Below are 17,259 nucleotides of genomic sequence, written 5' to 3' on the forward strand. Positions count from 1 at the left end.
CATGGCCGGATTCCGCGAGGCGCGCGGCGACCTCAAGCTGGAGAGCGTGACCAAGTCGTTCGGCGACTTCACCGCCGTCGACGACATCGACCTGCTGGTCCCCCGAGGATCCTTCTTCGCCCTGCTCGGCCCCTCCGGCTGCGGCAAGACGACCACCCTGCGGATGATCGCCGGGCTGGAGCAGCCGACCGCCGGGCGGGTCCAGATCGGCGACACCGACCTCACCGGCTCGCGCCCCTACGAGCGGCCCGTCAACACCGTCTTCCAGTCCTACGCCCTCTTCCCGCACCTGACCATCCGCGACAACGTCGCGTTCGGCCCGAAGCGCCGCAAGGAGCCCGACGCGGCCAAGCGGGCGGACGACGCGCTCGAGCTGGTCCAGATGACGCAGTTCGCCGGGCGCAAGCCCGCCCAGCTCTCCGGTGGCCAGCAGCAGCGCGTGGCGCTGGCGCGGGCACTGGTCAACCACCCCGAGGTCCTGCTCCTCGACGAGCCGCTCGGTGCCCTCGACCTCAAGCTGCGCCGCGAGATGCAGGTGGAGCTCAAGCGGATCCAGACCGAGGTCGGGCTCACCTTCATCCACGTCACCCACGACCAGGAGGAGGCCATGACCATGGCCGACACGGTCGCGGTGATGAACAAGGGCCACATCGAGCAGCTCGGCGCCCCGGCCCAGCTATACGACCTCCCCCGCACCCGCTTCGTCGCCAACTTCCTCGGCCAGGCCAACACCGGTGTCGGCACCATCGAGGGCACCGACGGCGACCGCCTGGTGGCCGACGTCCTCGGCACCAAGGTGCAGGTCCTCAGGTCCCGCTCGCAGGTGCAGGACGGCGAGCTCATGTTCGGCGTACGTCCCGAGAAGGTGACCGTCTCGCGCAAGCAGCCCGACGGCGTCGGAAACGACGTCAAGGGCGTCGTGCGCGACGTGTCGTTCCTCGGGGTGGCGACGAGCTACCTCGTCGACATGCCGAGCGGCACGACGTGGAGCTGCTACGAGCAGAACCTCGACGTCGACCCCGTCGACCTCCGACCCGGCGACGAGGTCTGGCTGACCTGGAACCCCGCCCACGCCTTCGGCGTGGAGGTGGACTGACATGAGCGCCCTCGCCCAGGTGGCGGGCGACCCCGCGGTCGATCCGGCGGCGCCCGCGCCCGAGACGGCCAGGCGCAGCCCGACGGCGTACCTCCTGCTGCTGCCGGGCGTGCTCTGGCTCGGCGTCTTCTTCATCCTGCCGCTGGTGCAGCTGGCGTCGGTGAGCCTGCAGAGCCGCTTCCCCGGCTTCCCGGGCTACTACTACCGCGACCTGAACTTCGAGAACTACGTCAGTGCGCTGACCGACTACGCCCCGCACTTCGCGCGGTCGTTCGTGTACGCCGGCCTCGCGACGTTCCTCGCGTTCGCCGTCGCCTACCCGCTGGCCTACGCGATGGCGTTCAAGGCCGGCAAGTGGCGCAACCTGATGATGATCTGCGTCGTCGCGCCGTTCTTCACCTCGTTCATCCTGCGCACCTTCGCGTGGTCGCAGATCCTGGCCGACGAGGGCTGGGTCGCGCAGACGCTGAACCTCCTGCACCTGCTGCCGAGCGGGCACATCATCAACACCCCGCTCGCCGTGGTCGCGGGCCTGACCTACAACTTCCTGCCCTTCATGGTGCTGCCGATCTACGCCTCGCTCGAGCGGGCCGACCCGCGGATCATCGAGGCCGGCGGCGACCTCTACGCCAACGGCTTCACGACCTTCCGGACCGTGACCCTGCCGATGTCGATGCCCGGCGTGCTCGCGGGCACGCTGCTGACCTTCATCCCGTCCGCGGGTGACTTCGTGAACATGGAGCTGCTCGGCCCCCAGCGCGGGAAGATGGTCGGCAACGTCATCAACGACCAGTTCCTCGCCATCCCCGGCGGCTACCCGGTGGCGGCCGCGCTGTCGTTCACGCTGATGGCCGCGATCCTGGTGATGGTCTTCCTCTACGTACGCCGGTTCGGCACCGAGGAGCTGGTGTGAGGTGGCCACGATGACGACTCCCACGACGACGCCCACGACGCCCGCATCACCGGCGTACAAGCCCTCGGCAGCCAAGCGCGCACAGCTCTGGCTGGCCAACCACTTCGCGATGCTCTCCGCGATCCTGGTGCTGCTCTACCTGTTCCTGCCGGTGGCCTACACCTTCGCCTTCTCCTTCAACGACCACGGCAAGACCAACATCGTGTGGCAGGGCTTCACCTGGAAGCACTGGCAGGACCCGTGCCGCGTGTCCGGGGCGTGCGAGTCGCTGGTGACCTCGCTCCAGGTGGGTGCGCTCTCGACGGCGATCGCCACCGTGATGGGCACGATGATGGCGCTGGCCATGGTGCGCTACAAGTTCCGCGGCAAGGCGGCCAGCAACGTGCTGATCTTCGTGCCGATGGCCACGCCGGAGATCGTGATGGGCGCGGCCCTGCTGACGATCTTCGTGCAGGGCTTCGCCAACGTGGGCATCAGCCTGGGCTTCGGCACGATCGTCTTCGCGCACATCATGTTCTGCCTGAGCTTCGTGGTGGTGACGGTCAAGGCGCGCATCCAGTCCCTCGACCCCCGGATCGAGGAGGCGGCGCAGGACCTCTACGCCAGCCCGATGCAGACCTTCTGGAAGGTGACCTTCCCGCTGATCCTGCCGGGCATCGCGGGTGCGGCGATGCTGGCCTTCTCGCTGTCGTTCGACGACTTCATCATCACCAACTTCGTCTCCGGCAACGAGTCCACGTTCCCCAAGTTCGTCTACGTCGCGTCGCGCCGTGGCATCCCTGCCGAGGCCAACGTCATCGGCTTCTCGATGTTCGTGCTCGCGGTCCTGCTCGTCATCGGCGCGCAGGTCGTGGGCTCGTTGCGGGCATCCAAGTACAAGGAGTGAGTGAGCAAGTGCCGGAACCCATGCGGGTGCTGATGGTCGGGGCGGGTGGCGTCGGCGACGCCGCTGCCCGGATCGCCGTCGAGCGTGACTTCTTCGAGGCCTGGGTGGTCGCCGACTACGACCTCGACCGGGCCGGGCGGACCGTCGAGGCGGCTCGCGGACGTCGTCCGGGCGAGGAGCGGTTCAGTGCCGCCCGGGTCGACGCCTCCGACGCCGAGGCCGTCGCCGCGCTCGCGCGGGAGGTGCGGGCCACCCACGTCTTCAACGCCGTCGACCCGCGCTTCGTGATGCCGATCTTCACCGGCGCGCTGGCCGCGGACGCCCACTACCTCGACATGGCGATGAGCCTGTCGGTGCGGCACCCCGAGGAGCCCTACTCCCAGGTCGGCGTGAAGCTCGGCGACGAGCAGTTCGCGCTCGCCGGCGAGTGGGAGCGGGCCGGCCGGCTCGCCCTGCTCGGCATCGGTGTCGAGCCCGGCCTCTCCGACGTCTTCGCGCGCTACGCCGCCGACGAGCTCTTCGACCACATCGACGAGCTCGGCACCCGCGACGGCGCCAACCTGGTCATCCGCGACGACGACGGCAACGAGGTCTTCGCGCCCGGCTTCTCGATGTGGACGATCATCGAGGAGTGCCTCAACCCGCCCGTCGTGTGGGAGCGCGCGCGTGGCGGCGGCGACCTCGAGGCCGGCTTCTTCACGCTCCCACCCTTCTCCGAGCCCGAGGTCTTCGACTTCCCCGAGGGCATCGGGCCGGTCGAGTGCGTGCACGTCGAGCACGAGGAGGTCCTCCTCATGCCGCGCTGGGTCGAGGCCGACCGGGTGACGTTCAAGTACGGCCTGGGCGAGGAGATGATCGCCATCCTCCGCACGCTCCACACGCTCGGCCTCGACTCGGTCGAGCCGGTCAGCGTCAAGGGCGTGCAGGTGTCGCCCCGCGACGTGGTCGCGGCCTGCCTCCCGGACCCCGCGACGATCGGCCCCCGGATGGAGGGCAAGACCTGCGCCGGGATGTTCGTCACCGGCACCGGCAAGGACGGCCTCCCGCGCTCGACGTACCTCTACCACGTGGTCGACAACGCCGACTCGATGCGCGACTACGGCGCGCAGTGCGTCGTGTGGCAGACCGCGATCAACCCCGTCGTCGCGCTGGAGCTCCTGGCCGACGGCACCTGGTCGGGCACCGGCGTGCTCGGCCCCGAGGCGCTGCCCCCCAAGCCGTTCCTCGACCTGCTCGCAGCACCGAAGCCCGAGGGGTACGGATCCCCGTGGGGCATGGAGGAACGATGACACTCACCCAGCAACGCATCCTCGCCACGGAGATCCCGGGCCCGAAGTCGCAGGCCCTCCAGGCCCGCAAGGTCGCGAGCGTCTCCGCCGGCGTCGGCACGACGCTGCCGGTCTACGTCGAGCAGGCGGGCGGCGGCATCCTCCGCGACGTCGACGGCAACCAGCTCATCGACTTCGGCTCGGGCATCGCGGTCACCACGGTCGGCAACGCCTCGCCGCGAGTGGTCGAGGCGGTGCAGCGGCAGGTCGCCGACTTCACCCACACCTGCTTCATGGTCACGCCCTACGAGGAGTACGTCGCCGTCTGCGAGAAGCTCGCCGAGCTCACCCCGGGCGGGCACGAGAAGCGCTCGGCGCTCTTCAACTCCGGCGCCGAGGCGGTGGAGAACGCGGTCAAGGTCGCGCGCCACCACACCGGCCGCGACGCCATCGTCGTCTTCGACCACGCCTACCACGGCCGGACGAACCTCACGATGGCGCTGACCGCGAAGAACATGCCCTACAAGCACGGCTTCGGGCCCTTCGCCGGCGAGATCTACCGCTCCCCCATGGCCTACCCCTACCGCTGGCCCGGTGGCGCGGAGGCGTGCGCCGACGAGGCCTTCGAGGCCTTCGTCTCGACCGTCCACGCCCAGGTCGGCGAGGACAACTGCGCGGCCGTGCTCATCGAGCCGATCCAGGGCGAGGGCGGCTTCATCGTCCCGCCGCCGGGGTGGTTGAAGCGCGTCTCCGAGTGGTGCGCCGAGCACGACATCCTGCTCATCGCCGACGAGATCCAGACCGGGTTCGCGCGCACCGGCGACTGGTTCGCCTGCGACCACGAGGGTGTCGTGCCCGACCTGGTCACCACCGCCAAGGGCATGGCCGGCGGCCTCCCGCTGGCCGCCGTCACCGGTCGCGCCGAGGTGATGGACTCCGTCCACGTCGGTGGCCTGGGCGGCACCTACGGCGGCAACCCGGTCGCCTGCGCGGCCGCGCTGGCCGCGATCGAGACGATGGAGGCCTCCGACCTCCCATCACGCGCCCGCGAGATCGAGGCGATCTTCCTGCCCCGGCTGCGGGCGCTCGCCGAGCGGCACCCCGACCGCGTGGGCGACATCCGCGGCCGCGGCGCGATGCTGGCGGTGGAGCTCGTCAGCGACGGCCCCGGTCGTACGCCGGACGCGGCGCTCGCCGGTGCGGTCCACCGGGCCTGCTCGGCCGAGGGCCTGGTGACGCTCACCTGCGGCACCTTCGGCAACGTGTTCCGCTTCCTGCCGCCGCTGGCCATCGGCGACGACCTGCTCGTCGAGGGCCTCGACGTCTTCGAGGCTGCCTTCGACGCCGCCGCCAGTGGCAAGGTGGAGGGATGACGAGCAACGACTCCGTGATCACGTCCGTCCCCACCCGGCTCCTCATCGGCGGCGAGTGGGTCGATGCCACCGGCGGCGCCACCTTCGAGGTCACCAACCCGGCCAACGACGAGGTGCTCGCGAGCATCGCCGACGCCACGCCCGCCGACGGCGAGCGCGCGCTCGCCGCGGCCGCCGGTGCGCAGGCCGAGTGGCGCGCGACCGAGCCCCGCAAGCGGGGCGAGATCCTGCGCAGCGCCTTCGAGCTCCTCACCGAGCGGGCCGACGACTTCGCCCGGCTGATGACGCTCGAGATGGGCAAGGCCCTCCCGGAGGCGAAGGGCGAGGTCGCCTACGGCGCCGAGTTCTTCCGCTGGTTCTCCGAGGAGGCGGTGCGCATCCACGGGCGCTACGCCGAGGCGCCCGCCGGCAACACCCGCCTGATCACGATGAAGGGGCCGGTGGGCCCGACGCTGATGATCACGCCGTGGAACTTCCCGCTCGCGATGGGCACGCGCAAGATCGGCCCGGCGATCGCCGCCGGCTGCACGATGGTGGTCAAGCCGGCCGCGGAGACCCCGCTCACCATGCTGGCGCTCGCCGCCCTGCTCGAGGAGGTGGGCCTGCCGAAGGGCGTGCTCAACGTGGTCACCACGACCGACTCGGGCGGCGTCTGCGAGCCGATCATCAAGGACTCGCGGCTGCGCAAGCTGACCTTCACCGGGTCGACGGCCGTGGGCAAGAAGCTCGTCGCGCAGGCGGCCGACCAGCTGCTGCGGGTGTCGATGGAGCTCGGCGGCAACGCACCGTTCATCGTCTTCGGCGACGCCGACCTCGACGCCGCCGTCGACGGGGCGATGCTCGCGAAGATGCGCAACATCGGCGAGGCCTGCACCTCGGCCAACCGCTTCCTCGTCCACTCGGCCGTCGCCGAGGAGTTCGCCGAGAAGCTCGCGGCGCGGATGGGGGCGATGAAGGTCGGCGACGGCACCCAGGAGGGCGTCGAGGTCGGTCCGCTCATCACGGAGAAGGCCCGCACTGGGGTGCACGAGCTCGTCGAGGACGCCGTCTCGGCCGGCGCCCAGGCCGTCGTCGGCGGGGCGATCCCCGAGGGGCCCGGTCACTTCTACCCGCCCACGGTCCTGGTCGACGTACCCGCCACCGCGCGCGTGCTCCGCGAGGAGATCTTCGGTCCCGTCGCGCCGATCACGACCTTCGACAGCGAGGAGGAGGCGATCGCCAGCGCGAACGACACCGAGTACGGCCTGGTCGCCTACGTCTTCTCGAAGACCCACGCCCGGGTCCTGCGGGTCAGCGAGGCCCTGGAGTTCGGCATGGTCGGGCTCAACACCGGCATCGTCTCCAACCCGGCCGCGCCCTTCGGCGGGGTGAAGCACTCCGGCTTCGGGCGCGAGGGCGGCTTCGAGGGGATCGAGGAGTACCTCGAGACCAAGTACGTCGGCAGCGCACTCTGAGGATGGGCACCGCGATCGACCGGGCGCGCCTCGCCACCCTGCATGCGGACGAGGAGCAGCGCTTCATCGACCTGCACCCGACCTCGGCGAGGCTCGCGGCGGAGGCCGGCGAGCACCTGCTCGCCGGCGTCCCGATGCCGTGGATGACCCGGTGGCCGGGGTCGTTCCCGCTCTTCGTCGAGTCGGCCGGGGGTGGCCGGTTCACCGACGTCGACGGGATCGCCTACGTCGACCTCTGCCTCGGCGACACCGGTTCGATGACCGGGCACTGCCTCCCCGCGGTGGCCGACGCCGTGCGCGAGCGGACCGAGCGCGGCATCACGACGATGCTGCCCTCGACCGACGCCGCGTGGGTCGCCGCCGAGCTCAGCCGCCGGTTCGGGCTGCCCCGCTGGCAGATGGCGATGACCGCGACCGACGCCAACCGGTTCGTGCTCCGCTTCGCCCGCCACCTGACCGGCCGGCCTCGCATCGCGGTCATGGACTGGTGCTACCACGGCACCGTCGACGAGACCCTCGGCGTGCTCGAGCACGGCCGGGCCGGCGACCGCGTCGTGCCCCGTCCGGGTGCGCTCGGTCCCCAGGTCGACGTGTCGGTCACGACGGCCGTCGTCCCCTTCAACGACCTCGACGCGCTCGACGCCCGCCTGGCGGAGGGTGACGTCGCCTGCCTGCTCATGGAGCCGGCACTGACCAACATCGGCATCGTGCTGCCCGACGACGGCTACCTCGCAGGTGTACGCGAGATCACCCGCAGGCACGGCGTGCTGCTCGTCAACGACGAGACCCACACCATCTGCGCCGGCCCCGGGGGTGCCACGGCGGCGTGGGACCTCGAGCCCGACCTCGTGGTCATCGGCAAGCCGATCGGCGGCGGCATCCCGGTCGCCGCCTACGGCATGAGCGCCGAGGTGGCGGCCCGGCTCGAGGGACCGATGCTCGGGCACGACATCGACGTGGCGGGAGTGGGCGGCACGCTCTCGGGCTCCGCGCTCGCGATGGCCGCGGTCCGCGCGACCCTGTCGACCGCCCTGCGGCAGGAGGACTTCGACGTCGCGATCCCGCTCGCCGAGTCGTTCACCGACGGCATCCGGGGCGTCATCGACGAGCACGGGCTCCCGTGGCACGTGCAGCGGCTCGGCTGCCGCGCGGAGTACTGGTTCTGCCCTCCCCCGCGTGGTGGCGCCGAGGCCGCGGCCGCCGTCGACGAGGAGCTCGACGCGTTCTTCCACCTCTGGACGGTCAACCGCGGCGTGCTGCTCGCGCCGTTCCACAACATGTCGCTCTTCTCGCCCTTCCACACCCGCGCCGACGTCGACGCGCACACGTCGGCGTTCCGCGGCGCCGTGGAGGCGCTGCTCGGATGACCGGTCAGCGGCGGGTGCCGGGCGACGTGCTCGTCCACCTGCGCCGGGCGCGCGACCACCTCGACCGGCACTTCGACGAGCCGTTCGACCTCGACCACCTCGCGGGGCTCGCCGGGATGAGCCGGTTCCACTTCGCGCGGTCGTTCGCGACGACGTACCGCACGACGCCGGCAGCGTACCTCGCCGCGCGACGGGTCGAGCGCGCCCAGGACCTGCTGCGGGGGGCCAACCTGACGGTGACCGAGGTCTGCCACGCCGTCGGTTACAGCAGCCTCGGGTCGTTCAGCTCGAGGTTCCGCGAGATCGTCGGGGAGAGCCCGAGCGACTTCCAGCGGAGGTACGCCGTCGCCGGCAACCCGCGCATCCCAGGCTGCTACGTCTTCATGGCCGGGCTGGTCGAGCGCGGCAGAGCAACACAGGAGAAGCAGGACGACGCCGGTCGTTCCTAGGCTCGTCGCATGATCACCAACCTCTCCCTCGTGTCCGTCTGGGTGAAGGACATCGACGAGTCCCTCGCCTTCTACACCGACGTCCTCGGCTTCGAGGTCGGCGACGACCTCCAGCTCGGTCCCGACTTCCGCTGGTGCACCGTCTTCCACCCGAAGCAGCCCGAGATCCACCTCCACCTGACGACGCCGAGCGGTCCCCTGCCCGACTACCTGATCGAGGCGATGCGCCGCGCGCAGGACGAGGGCGGCCTGCCGGGCGTCGGGATGGACGTCGACGACTGCCGCGCGACCTACGAGGAGCTCAAGGCCAAGGGAGTGGAGTTCCTCCAGGAGCCCGAGGAGCGGCCCTACGGCGTCGAGGCGCTGATGCGCGACAACTCCGGCAACTGGATGGTGCTCGTGGAGAGGCGCGAGTTCACCCCGGAGGACTTCGAGGGCGTCGACCTCGGCTGACTAGCCGATCACGCCCGCTGCGCGCGCCGCTGCGGCGTACGCCGTCGCGAGGCTGTCGACGGTCTCGTGGGCGTTGAGGCCCGACGGGTTGGGCACCACGAAGACGCTCGAGCTGCCCCACGGCTCGGGCTGCTCGCCGACCTTCGCGGCCCGGTCTCCGAAGGCGGTGCGGTAGGCCGTGATGCCGGCGACCGCCACCACGCGCGGGCTGCGCCGGGCCACCAGCTCCTCCAGGAGGGCACCGCCTGCGCGGAGCTCGTCGCGGGTGAGCTCGTCGGCCCGGGCGGTGGCCCGCGCGACGACGTTGGTGATGCCGATCCCCCGGTCGCGCAGCGTCTCGCGGTCCGTGTCGCTCATCCCCGCCGCCGGGTCGATCGGCGCGGTGAGGATCCCGGCCCGCAGCAGCGCCGGGTAGAACCGGTTGCCGGGGTGCGCGAAGTGGGTCTGGGTCGCAGCCGTCCACAGACCGGGGTTGATGCCCACGAAGAGCAGCCGCAGGGGCCGGCCCGGCGGCGGGAGCAGGTCGGGCACCTCGGTGTCGCGGAAGGACTCGAGCTCGGCCCTGGTGAACCCCATCGCCGTCAGCGCGGGGCGTGGCGCCGCAGGCCGGCTCCCAGCCCCATCCGGATCGCCCCGCACGCCTCGAGCACGGCCTCCCGACCGGAGCGCCCGACACCGGTCGTGCTGACGAAGGCGTGGATGAGGCTGTCGTGGCGGCGCAGCGCGACGGGTACGCCGGCCTCCGCGAGGCGGCGGGCGTAGGCCTCGCCCTCGTCGCGCAACGGGTCGAAGCCGGCGGTCGCGACGTAGGCCGGCGGCAGCCCGGTCAGGTCCTCGGCCAGCAGCGGCGAGACGCGCGGATCGGTGCGGTCGGCGTCGCCGAGGTAGCGCTCGGTGTACCAGTCCATCTGCTTCTCGGTGAGGTAGAAGCCGTCGGCGAACTCACGGTAGGACGCGCTCTGCCGGCTGGTGTCGGTGACCGGGTAGAGGAGCAGCTGGAACGCCGGGTGCACCTGGGCCTTCGCGAGGTCCTGGCACAGCACTGCCGAGACGTTGCCGCCCGCGCTGTCACCGCCCACCCCGATCCGGTGCGCGTCGTGGCCCCACGCGGCGGCCTTCGACGCGGCGAACATGAACGCCGCCCGGGCGTCGTCGAGCGCTGCCGGGAACGGGTGCTCGGGGGCGAGGCGGTAGTCGACCGCGAGCACCGACACCCCGGCGTGCTCGGCCAGGAAGCGGCAGACCGTGTCGTGGCTGTCGAGCGAGCCGACCACGAAGCCGCCTCCGTGGAAGTAGACGAGCAGGCGGTCGGCGTCGTCGCGGTGGGCGAGGTAGCGGCGGCCGGTGATCGGGCCGGCGAAGGTCGGGATCTCGACGTCCTCGACGAGCGCCATCGGCAGCGGACGACCGCCGAACAGCGCAGCCTCCTCGTCGACGCGGCGTCTCGCCGCCTCCGCCGTCAGCTGGGTGTAGTCGCTCTCGGGCAGCGCGTCGAGCAGGCGCAGGGCCGCCGCCACCTCGGGCTCGAGCACGGCGCCGGCCCGGTTGACCCGCCGCCCGCCGACGAGGCTCTGCACGCGGTCGGGCGCCCGCCCGAAGACCTTGACCACGGCGCGGGCGACGGCGGACTCGACAGCCTTGGCATCCATGGGCCGTGATCCTGCCACCCGGCCCGCACCGCCCACGAGGAGGCTCTCCCTCAGGTGAGAGCCTGCTCCGCGTCGTGCTGTCCGGAGACGCAGAACAGGTTGCCGTCGGGGTCGGTGAGGGTCACCCAGCGGAAGTTCTCGTCGCCACGCCGCTCCACGAGTGCGGCACCTGCCGCGACGAGCTCGTCGACCGCGCCGTCGAGGTCGGCCGCCGCGAGGTCGAGGTGGATCCGGTTCTTTCCCGGGGTGGCGTCCTCGACCTGCTGGAAGCCCAGCAGTGCCGGCAGGCCACCCCCACCGAGAATGACGAACTCGCCGCCGAAGTCCTGCACCACCTCGGCGCCGAACCGCTCCGCCCACCAGGTCGCGAGCGGCATGGCCGCCGGGGTGTCGATCGTGATCATGCCGATGCTCAGGGTCATGCCGGCGACCGTACCCGCGCCCGCCGACACGGGTCGAGCAGCACGAGACCCCGCCTCCCTCGCGGGAGACGGGGTCTCGGTGTGGCGCTGGGTGCCGGTCAGCGACCGGCGGTGATCACTTGGTGATCTTGACGACGCGGCCGGCGCCGACGGTGCGGCCACCCTCGCGGATGGCGAAGCGCAGGCCCTCGTCCATCGCGATGGGCTGGATGAGCTCGACCGACATCTCGGTGTTGTCACCCGGCATGACCATCTCGGTGCCCTCGGGAAGGGTCACGACACCGGTCACGTCAGTCGTACGGAAGTAGAACTGCGGGCGGTAGTTGTTGAAGAACGGCGTGTGACGGCCGCCCTCGTCCTTCGAGAGGATGTAGACCGAGGCCTCGAAGTTCGTGTGAGGCGTCGTGGTGCCCGGCTTGATGACGACCATGCCGCGCTCGATGTCCTCGCGCTTGGTGCCACGGAGGAGCAGACCGACGTTCTCGCCCGCCTGGCCCTCGTCGAGCAGCTTGCGGAACATCTCGACACCGGTGACGGTCGACTTCTGGGCGGTCTCGCGGATGCCGATGATCTCGACCTCCTCGTTGACCTTGACGATGCCGCGCTCGATGCGACCGGTGATGACGGTGCCACGACCGGTGATCGTGAAGACGTCCTCGACGGGCATGAGGAACGGCTTGTCGGTCTCGCGCTCGGGCGTCGGGATGGACTCGTCCACCGCCGTCATGAGCTCGATGATCGACTCGCCCCACTTCTCGTCGCCCTGGAGGGCCGGGAAGGCGGCAACGCGCACGACGGGGATGTCGTCGCCCGGGAACTCGTACTCGGAGAGGAGCTCGCGCACCTCCATCTCGACGAGCTCGATGAGCTCCTCGTCGTCGACCATGTCGCACTTGTTGAGCGCCACGACCAGGGCGGGCACGCCGACCTGGCGGGCGAGCAGCACGTGCTCACGCGTCTGCGGCATGGGGCCGTCGGTGGCGGCGACCACGAGGATCGCGCCGTCCATCTGCGCCGCGCCGGTGATCATGTTCTTGATGTAGTCGGCGTGACCGGGGCAGTCGACGTGCGCGTAGTGGCGCGCCTCGGTCTGGTACTCGACGTGCGCGATCGAGATCGTGATGCCGCGCTGGCGCTCCTCGGGAGCCTTGTCGATCTGGTCGAACGCCGAAGCCTCGTTGAGGTTCGGGTACTTGTCGTGCAGCACCTTGGTGATCGCCGCGGTCAGCGTCGTCTTGCCGTGGTCGATGTGACCGATGGTGCCGATGTTGACGTGCGGCTTGGTCCGCTCGAACTTCGCCTTAGCCACTGGGGCTCCTCCTGATTGGTTGTTACTTGACTCGTGGGTGTGGGGTGTAGCTGGGTGCCGAGGATCCGGCGGCGATCACTCGCCGCGGACCTTCTTCACGATCTCGTCGGCGATGTTCGTGGGAACCTCGGCGTACGAGTCGAACTCCATCGAGTACGACGCCTGACCGGAGGTCTTGGACCTCAGGTCGCCAACGTACCCGAACATCTCTGACAGCGGCACGAGGGCGCTGACGACCAGGTCGCCGTGACGCTCCTCCTGTGCCTGGATCTGGCCGCGGCGCGAGTTGATGTCGCCGATGACGGTGCCGAGGAAGCTCTCCGGCGTGGTCACCTCGACGGCGAACATCGGCTCGAGCAGCACGGCCTGGGCCTTGGCAGCGGCCTCCTTGAAGGCCTGGATGCCAGCGATCTTGAACGCGAGCTCCGAGGAGTCGACGTCGTGGTAGGCGCCGTCCTCGAGGGTGACCTTGACGTCCACCATCGGGAAGCCGGCCTTGATGCCGAACTGCAGCGCCTCCTGGGCACCCTGGTCGACCGAGGGGATGTACTCCTTCGGCACGCGACCACCGCTGACGGCGTTGACGAACTCGTAGCCCGCGCCCGTGCCGGTCTCGGGGTCGATGTTCGGCTCGATCGAGATGACGATCTTGGCGAACTGACCCGAACCACCGGTCTGCTTCTTGTGGGTGTAGGAGTAGTTCTCCACCTTGCGGCGGATGGTCTCGCGGTAGGCGACCTGCGGCTTGCCGACGGTGGCCTCGACCTTGAACTCGCGCTTCATCCGGTCGACGAAGACCTCGAGGTGGAGCTCGCCCATGCCGGCGATGATGGTCTGGCCGGTCTCCTCGTCGGTCTTGACGGTGAAGGTCGGGTCCTCCTCGGTGAGCCGCTGGATCGCGGTGCCGAGCTTCTCCTGGTCACCCTTGGTCTTGGGCTCGATCGCGACCTCGATCACCGGGGCCGGGAACGTCATCGACTCGAGGACGACCTGCTGGGTGGGGTCGGACAGGGTGTGACCGGTCTTGGTGTCCTTGAGACCCATGACGGCCACGATCTGGCCGGCACCGACCGACGCGATCTCCTCACGCTTGTTGGCGTGCATCTGGTAGACCTTGCCGATCCGCTCCTTGCGGCCGTTGACCGAGTTGACCACGGTCGAGCCGGCCTCGAGCTTGCCGGAGTAGACCCGGACGTAGATCAGCTTGCCGAGGTGCGGGTCCGAGGCGATCTTGAACGCGAGGCCCGAGAAGGGCTCGTCGTCGCTCGGCTTGCGCAGGATCTCGACGTCCTCGTCGTTGGGCTTGTGGCCCACGATCGCGTCGACGTCGAGCGGCGAGGGGAGGTAGTCGACGACGGCGTCGAGCAGGGGCTGGACGCCCTTGTTCTTGAACGCGGTGCCGGTGAGGATCGGGTTGAGCTTGTCGGCGAGGGTCGCGCGACGGATGGCGGCCTTGAGGGTCGCGACGTCGAACGTGTCGCCGTCCTCGAGGTAGACCTCCATGATGTCGTCGTCGGCCTCGGCCAGGGTCTCCACGAGCTTCTCGCGGTACTCCGCGGCCTTGTCGGCGAGGTCGGCGGGGATCTCCTCGATGGTGTAGTCCTCACCCATCTCGGTCTCGCCGCGCCACACCTTGGCGTGCATCTCGACCAGGTCGACGACGCCGATGAAGTCGGACTCGGCACCGATCGGGAGCTGCAGGACCAGCGGGGTGGCGTGCAGGCGCTCGACGATGGAGTCGACGCACTTGTAGAAGTCGGCGCCCGTGCGGTCGAGCTTGTTGATGAAGCACATGCGCGGGACGGCGTACTTGTTCGCCTGGCGCCACACGGTCTGCGACTGCGGCTCGACACCGGCGACACCGTCGAAGACGGCGACGGCGCCGTCGAGGACGCGCAGCGAGCGCTCGACCTCGACGGTGAAGTCGACGTGGCCGGGCGTGTCGATGATGTTGATCTGGTGCTTCTTCCACCAGCAGGTCGTCGCAGCGGACGTGATGGTGATGCCGCGCTCCTGCTCCTGCTCCATCCAGTCCATCGTGGCCGCGCCCTCGTGGACCTCACCGATCTTGTAGGTGATGCCGGTGTAGAAGAGGATGCGCTCGGTGGTGGTGGTCTTGCCGGCATCGATGTGCGCCATGATGCCGATGTTGCGGACCTGCTTGAGGTCGGTGGTGATGTCGACAGCCACTGAAAGTCTCAGTCCCTCGTAAGAGTTGGTGGGGTTGGTGGGTGCGGGGCTCCGTCAGCGGAGCCCCGCACCGATCACCAGCGGTAGTGGGCGAAGGCCTTGTTGGACTCGGCCATCTTGTGGGTGTCCTCGCGCTTCTTCACAGCGGCACCGAGGCCGTTGCTCGCGTCGAGGATCTCGTTCATCAGGCGCTCGGCCATGGTCTTCTCGCGACGGTCCTGGGCGTAGCCCACGAGCCAGCGCAGCGCCAGCGTGGTGGAGCGGTTGGCCTTGACCTCGACGGGGACCTGGTAGGTCGCACCGCCGACGCGGCGGGACTTGACCTCGAGGGCCGGCTTGACGTTGTCCATCGCGCGCTTGAGCGTGACGACGGGGTCGGTGCCGGTCTTCTCGCGGCAACCCTCGAGGGCGCTGTAGACGATGCGCTGGGCGACGGCCTTCTTGCCGTCCTGCAGGACCTTGCTGACGAGCTGGGTGACCAGCTGCGAGCCGTAGACCGGGTCGGAGACGAGAGGCCGCTTCGGGGCGGGACCCTTGCGAGGCATTACTTCTCCTTCTTCGCGCCGTAGCGGCTGCGGGCCTGCTTGCGGTTCTTGACACCCTGGGTGTCGAGCGTGCCGCGGATGATCTTGTAGCGGACACCGGGAAGGTCCTTCACACGGCCGCCGCGCACGAGCACGATCGAGTGCTCCTGCAGGTTGTGACCGACACCCGGGATGTAGGCGGTGACCTCGACGCCACTGCTCAGGCGCACGCGGGCGACCTTGCGGAGGGCGGAGTTCGGCTTCTTCGGGGTGGTCGTGTAGACGCGGGTGCAGACGCCACGGCGCTGCGGGGATCCCTTCAGGGCAGGCGTCTTGGACTTCGACACCTTGTCCTGGCGGCCCTTGCGGACCAGCTGGTTGATGGTGGGCACCGGGTGGTTCCCTCTCTCTGTCTTCTCATCACGGACCGGCGCGGTGCCGGACTCGGGTGTGGAGCGATGTTGCGATGTGCCTGGTGCCAGCAGGTCGGTGCGGCCTCGAGGGCCGCGACTCGGCGAGCAGTGGGCATGCGTCTGGACGGACCAGACACAAGGAATGAGGCTACTCGGGCGCTTCGACAGGGTCAAAACGCCGCGGAAGCGGTCTCCACGGCCGGTTCGCCGGCCTCGGAGGACCGCTGGTGACGCGCCCTCTCGAGCCTCAGGTACATGATCGCAGACAGGGCAACCCCGGCGATCGTCAGGCAGCCACCACCGAGCAGCGTCCAGCGAGCGCCGTACTCGTGCCCGATCCAGCCGATGATGGGCGCACCGAGCGGCGTGCCGCCCATGAAGATCATGAGGTAGAGCGCCATCACCCGGCCGCGGACGCCCGCGTCGGTGTGCAGCTGCATGTAGGTGTTGGCCGCGGTGATCATGGTCAGGGCGAGGAACCCGGTGACCGGCGCCCAGAGCGCGAAGGTGAGGTAGGAGGGCATCAGCCCGGCGACCACGACCGAGGCGCCGAACGCGAGCGCGGCGCCCACGACCAGACGGTGACGCACCTGCGTGCGTCGCGCGGCGAGGAGCGCGCCGGTCAGGGACCCGATCGCCAGGACGCTGCCCAGCAGCCCGAACTCCTCGGGGCCCTTGTCGAAGACCTCGGTCGCCATCAGCGCGGAGGTGATCTGGAAGTTGAGCCCGAACGTGCCCGCGAAGAACACCAGGCTCAGCACCAACAGCAGGTCGGGTCGGGCCCGCACGTAGGCCAGTCCCTCGCGGATCGCGCCGGGTCCGCGGCCGGCGGGCCGGGCGGCGTCGATCCGGCTGACGTCGAGGTGGCGCAGCGACCAGATCGGAGCGGCGTACGACACCGCGTTGAGCAGGATGACCCAGCCGGTGGCGACCGCTCCCCCGCCGAACGCCGCGATCAGCAGACCGGCGAGTCCGGGGCCGACCAGGCGGGCGGCGTTGAAGCTCGCCGAGTTGAGGCCCACCGCGTTGGTGAGGTCGACGGGGTCGACGAGCTCGCTGACGAACGACTGGCGCGCGGGTGCGTCGAAGGCCGAGGCTGCTCCGAGGATGAGCGCCAGGACGTAGACGTGCCAGACCTGGGCGAGGCCGGTGACGGCCAGGACGCCGAGGACGGCCGCCGGCGCCGCCATGCCGATGTTGGTCAGCTGGAGGAGCCGGTGCTTGGGCACCCGGTCGGCGATCAGCCCGGCGAAGGGCGTCAGCAGCAGGAACGGCAGGAACTGCAGGCCGGTCGTGATGCCGAGGGCGGTCGCGCCGGAGCCGGCGGCGAGCTCGAGGACGAGCCAGTCCTGGGCCACGCGCTGCATCCAGGTGCCGGTGTTCGACACGACACCGCCGGCGGCGTAGCGGCGGTAGTTCGGGTTGGCCAGGGAGCGGAAGGTGGGACTCGTGGTGACTCCTCAGGTGGTCAGCGGTCAGGTGGTGCGGTCAGG

Annotated in this window: 17 protein-coding genes; 9 read left to right on the forward strand and 8 right to left on the reverse strand. The window is 70.1% G+C overall.

Going from position 1 to position 17,259, the window contains the following annotated elements; genetic code table 11:
- The first annotated feature begins 1 nt into the window (after position 1).
- From EUA93_RS02665 to EUA93_RS02705, 9 genes are read left to right on the forward strand one after another with little or no spacing between them, the layout of a single operon-like run.
- Positions 2 to 1,096, forward strand: coding sequence for an ABC transporter ATP-binding protein (locus tag EUA93_RS02665; protein WP_129398501.1), 1,095 nt, complete (start codon positions 2 to 4; stop codon positions 1,094 to 1,096).
- Position 1,097: 1 nt separating this feature from the next.
- Positions 1,098 to 2,009 (forward strand): ABC transporter permease, encoded by a 912-nt coding sequence (locus EUA93_RS02670; RefSeq protein WP_129398503.1) that lies wholly within the window; start codon positions 1,098 to 1,100, stop codon positions 2,007 to 2,009.
- A gap of 10 nt (positions 2,010 to 2,019) precedes the next feature.
- A complete protein-coding gene (locus EUA93_RS02675) occupies positions 2,020 to 2,895 on the forward strand; it encodes an ABC transporter permease (protein ID WP_129398505.1) in 876 nt (291 codons plus the stop codon).
- An 8-nt stretch (positions 2,896 to 2,903) separates the two neighbouring features.
- A complete protein-coding gene (locus EUA93_RS02680) occupies positions 2,904 to 4,184 on the forward strand; it encodes a saccharopine dehydrogenase family protein (protein ID WP_242497209.1) in 1,281 nt (426 codons plus the stop codon).
- Complete coding sequence (gene gabT, locus EUA93_RS02685; RefSeq protein WP_129398507.1) at positions 4,181 to 5,536, forward strand: 4-aminobutyrate--2-oxoglutarate transaminase; 1,356 nt, start codon at positions 4,181 to 4,183, stop codon at positions 5,534 to 5,536. Before EUA93_RS02680 ends, gabT begins: the two co-directional genes overlap by 4 nt.
- On the forward strand, positions 5,533 to 6,990 hold the full coding sequence (locus EUA93_RS02690) for an NAD-dependent succinate-semialdehyde dehydrogenase (RefSeq protein ID WP_129398509.1): 1,458 nt from the start codon (positions 5,533 to 5,535) through the stop codon (positions 6,988 to 6,990). The genes gabT and EUA93_RS02690 overlap by 4 nt, the downstream gene beginning before the upstream one ends.
- A gap of 2 nt (positions 6,991 to 6,992) precedes the next feature.
- Entirely contained in the window at positions 6,993 to 8,357 is a 1,365-nt protein-coding gene (locus tag EUA93_RS02695; protein ID WP_129398511.1) for an aspartate aminotransferase family protein, read from the forward strand.
- On the forward strand, positions 8,354 to 8,806 hold the full coding sequence (locus EUA93_RS02700; RefSeq protein WP_129398512.1) for a helix-turn-helix domain-containing protein: 453 nt from the start codon (positions 8,354 to 8,356) through the stop codon (positions 8,804 to 8,806). The genes EUA93_RS02695 and EUA93_RS02700 overlap by 4 nt, the downstream gene beginning before the upstream one ends.
- Before the next feature lie 9 nt (positions 8,807 to 8,815).
- On the forward strand, positions 8,816 to 9,259 hold the full coding sequence (locus tag EUA93_RS02705; RefSeq protein WP_129398514.1) for a VOC family protein: 444 nt from the start codon (positions 8,816 to 8,818) through the stop codon (positions 9,257 to 9,259).
- On the opposite strand, the gene EUA93_RS02710 is transcribed toward EUA93_RS02705, so the two are convergent.
- The 8 genes from EUA93_RS02710 to EUA93_RS02745 all read right to left on the reverse strand — a co-directional run bounded on the left by EUA93_RS02710 (position 9,260) and on the right by EUA93_RS02745 (position 17,196).
- Positions 9,260 to 9,835, reverse strand: a complete 576-nt coding sequence (locus EUA93_RS02710; RefSeq protein WP_129398516.1) for a mismatch-specific DNA-glycosylase — start codon at positions 9,833 to 9,835, stop codon at positions 9,260 to 9,262.
- 5 nt (positions 9,836 to 9,840) lie between these two features.
- The gene (locus tag EUA93_RS02715) at positions 9,841 to 10,908 is read right to left on the reverse strand and encodes an alpha/beta hydrolase (RefSeq protein WP_129398518.1); all 1,068 of its coding nucleotides are present in this window, start codon (positions 10,906 to 10,908) and stop codon (positions 9,841 to 9,843) included.
- A 50-nt stretch (positions 10,909 to 10,958) separates the two neighbouring features.
- Positions 10,959 to 11,330: a VOC family protein gene (locus EUA93_RS02720; RefSeq protein WP_129398520.1), complete on the reverse strand. Its 372-nt coding sequence runs from the start codon at positions 11,328 to 11,330 to the stop codon at positions 10,959 to 10,961.
- A 115-nt stretch (positions 11,331 to 11,445) separates the two neighbouring features.
- The gene (gene tuf / locus EUA93_RS02725; RefSeq protein ID WP_129398522.1) at positions 11,446 to 12,639 is read right to left on the reverse strand and encodes an elongation factor Tu; all 1,194 of its coding nucleotides are present in this window, start codon (positions 12,637 to 12,639) and stop codon (positions 11,446 to 11,448) included.
- 75 nt (positions 12,640 to 12,714) lie between these two features.
- Positions 12,715 to 14,829 carry an elongation factor G gene (gene fusA / locus EUA93_RS02730; protein ID WP_129398524.1) on the reverse strand — a complete coding sequence of 705 codons (2,115 nt, stop codon included), beginning with the start codon at positions 14,827 to 14,829 and terminating at the stop codon, positions 12,715 to 12,717.
- A gap of 74 nt (positions 14,830 to 14,903) precedes the next feature.
- The gene (gene rpsG, locus EUA93_RS02735) at positions 14,904 to 15,374 is read right to left on the reverse strand and encodes a 30S ribosomal protein S7 (RefSeq protein WP_129398525.1); all 471 of its coding nucleotides are present in this window, start codon (positions 15,372 to 15,374) and stop codon (positions 14,904 to 14,906) included.
- On the reverse strand, positions 15,374 to 15,745 hold the full coding sequence (rpsL, locus tag EUA93_RS02740; RefSeq protein WP_056599611.1) for a 30S ribosomal protein S12: 372 nt from the start codon (positions 15,743 to 15,745) through the stop codon (positions 15,374 to 15,376). Before rpsL ends, rpsG begins: the two co-directional genes overlap by 1 nt.
- 191 nt (positions 15,746 to 15,936) lie before the next feature.
- The gene (locus tag EUA93_RS02745; RefSeq protein ID WP_129398527.1) at positions 15,937 to 17,196 is read right to left on the reverse strand and encodes an MFS transporter; all 1,260 of its coding nucleotides are present in this window, start codon (positions 17,194 to 17,196) and stop codon (positions 15,937 to 15,939) included.
- Between the last annotated feature and the right edge of the window lie 63 nt (positions 17,197 to 17,259).

The sequence above is a fragment of the Nocardioides oleivorans genome, assembly GCF_004137255.1.
Lineage (GTDB): Bacteria > Actinomycetota > Actinomycetes > Propionibacteriales > Nocardioidaceae > Nocardioides > Nocardioides oleivorans.

Coding starts and splice junctions, on each gene's coding strand:
- EUA93_RS02705 (WP_129398514.1), top strand. CDS start 8,816: ATGATCACCAACCTCTCCCTCGTGTCCGTCTGGGTGAAGGACATCGAC.
- EUA93_RS02720 (WP_129398520.1), bottom strand. CDS start 11,330: ATGACCCTGAGCATCGGCATGATCACGATCGACACCCCGGCGGCCATG.
- EUA93_RS02700 (WP_129398512.1), top strand. CDS start 8,354: ATGACCGGTCAGCGGCGGGTGCCGGGCGACGTGCTCGTCCACCTGCGC.
- EUA93_RS02715 (WP_129398518.1), bottom strand. CDS start 10,908: ATGGATGCCAAGGCTGTCGAGTCCGCCGTCGCCCGCGCCGTGGTCAAG.
- gabT (WP_129398507.1), top strand. CDS start 4,181: ATGACACTCACCCAGCAACGCATCCTCGCCACGGAGATCCCGGGCCCG.
- rpsG (WP_129398525.1), bottom strand. CDS start 15,374: ATGCCTCGCAAGGGTCCCGCCCCGAAGCGGCCTCTCGTCTCCGACCCG.
- EUA93_RS02665 (WP_129398501.1), top strand. CDS start 2: ATGGCCGGATTCCGCGAGGCGCGCGGCGACCTCAAGCTGGAGAGCGTG.
- EUA93_RS02695 (WP_129398511.1), top strand. CDS start 6,993: ATGGGCACCGCGATCGACCGGGCGCGCCTCGCCACCCTGCATGCGGAC.
- EUA93_RS02670 (WP_129398503.1), top strand. CDS start 1,098: ATGAGCGCCCTCGCCCAGGTGGCGGGCGACCCCGCGGTCGATCCGGCG.
- EUA93_RS02690 (WP_129398509.1), top strand. CDS start 5,533: ATGACGAGCAACGACTCCGTGATCACGTCCGTCCCCACCCGGCTCCTC.
- EUA93_RS02675 (WP_129398505.1), top strand. CDS start 2,020: ATGACGACTCCCACGACGACGCCCACGACGCCCGCATCACCGGCGTAC.
- EUA93_RS02710 (WP_129398516.1), bottom strand. CDS start 9,835: ATGGGGTTCACCAGGGCCGAGCTCGAGTCCTTCCGCGACACCGAGGTG.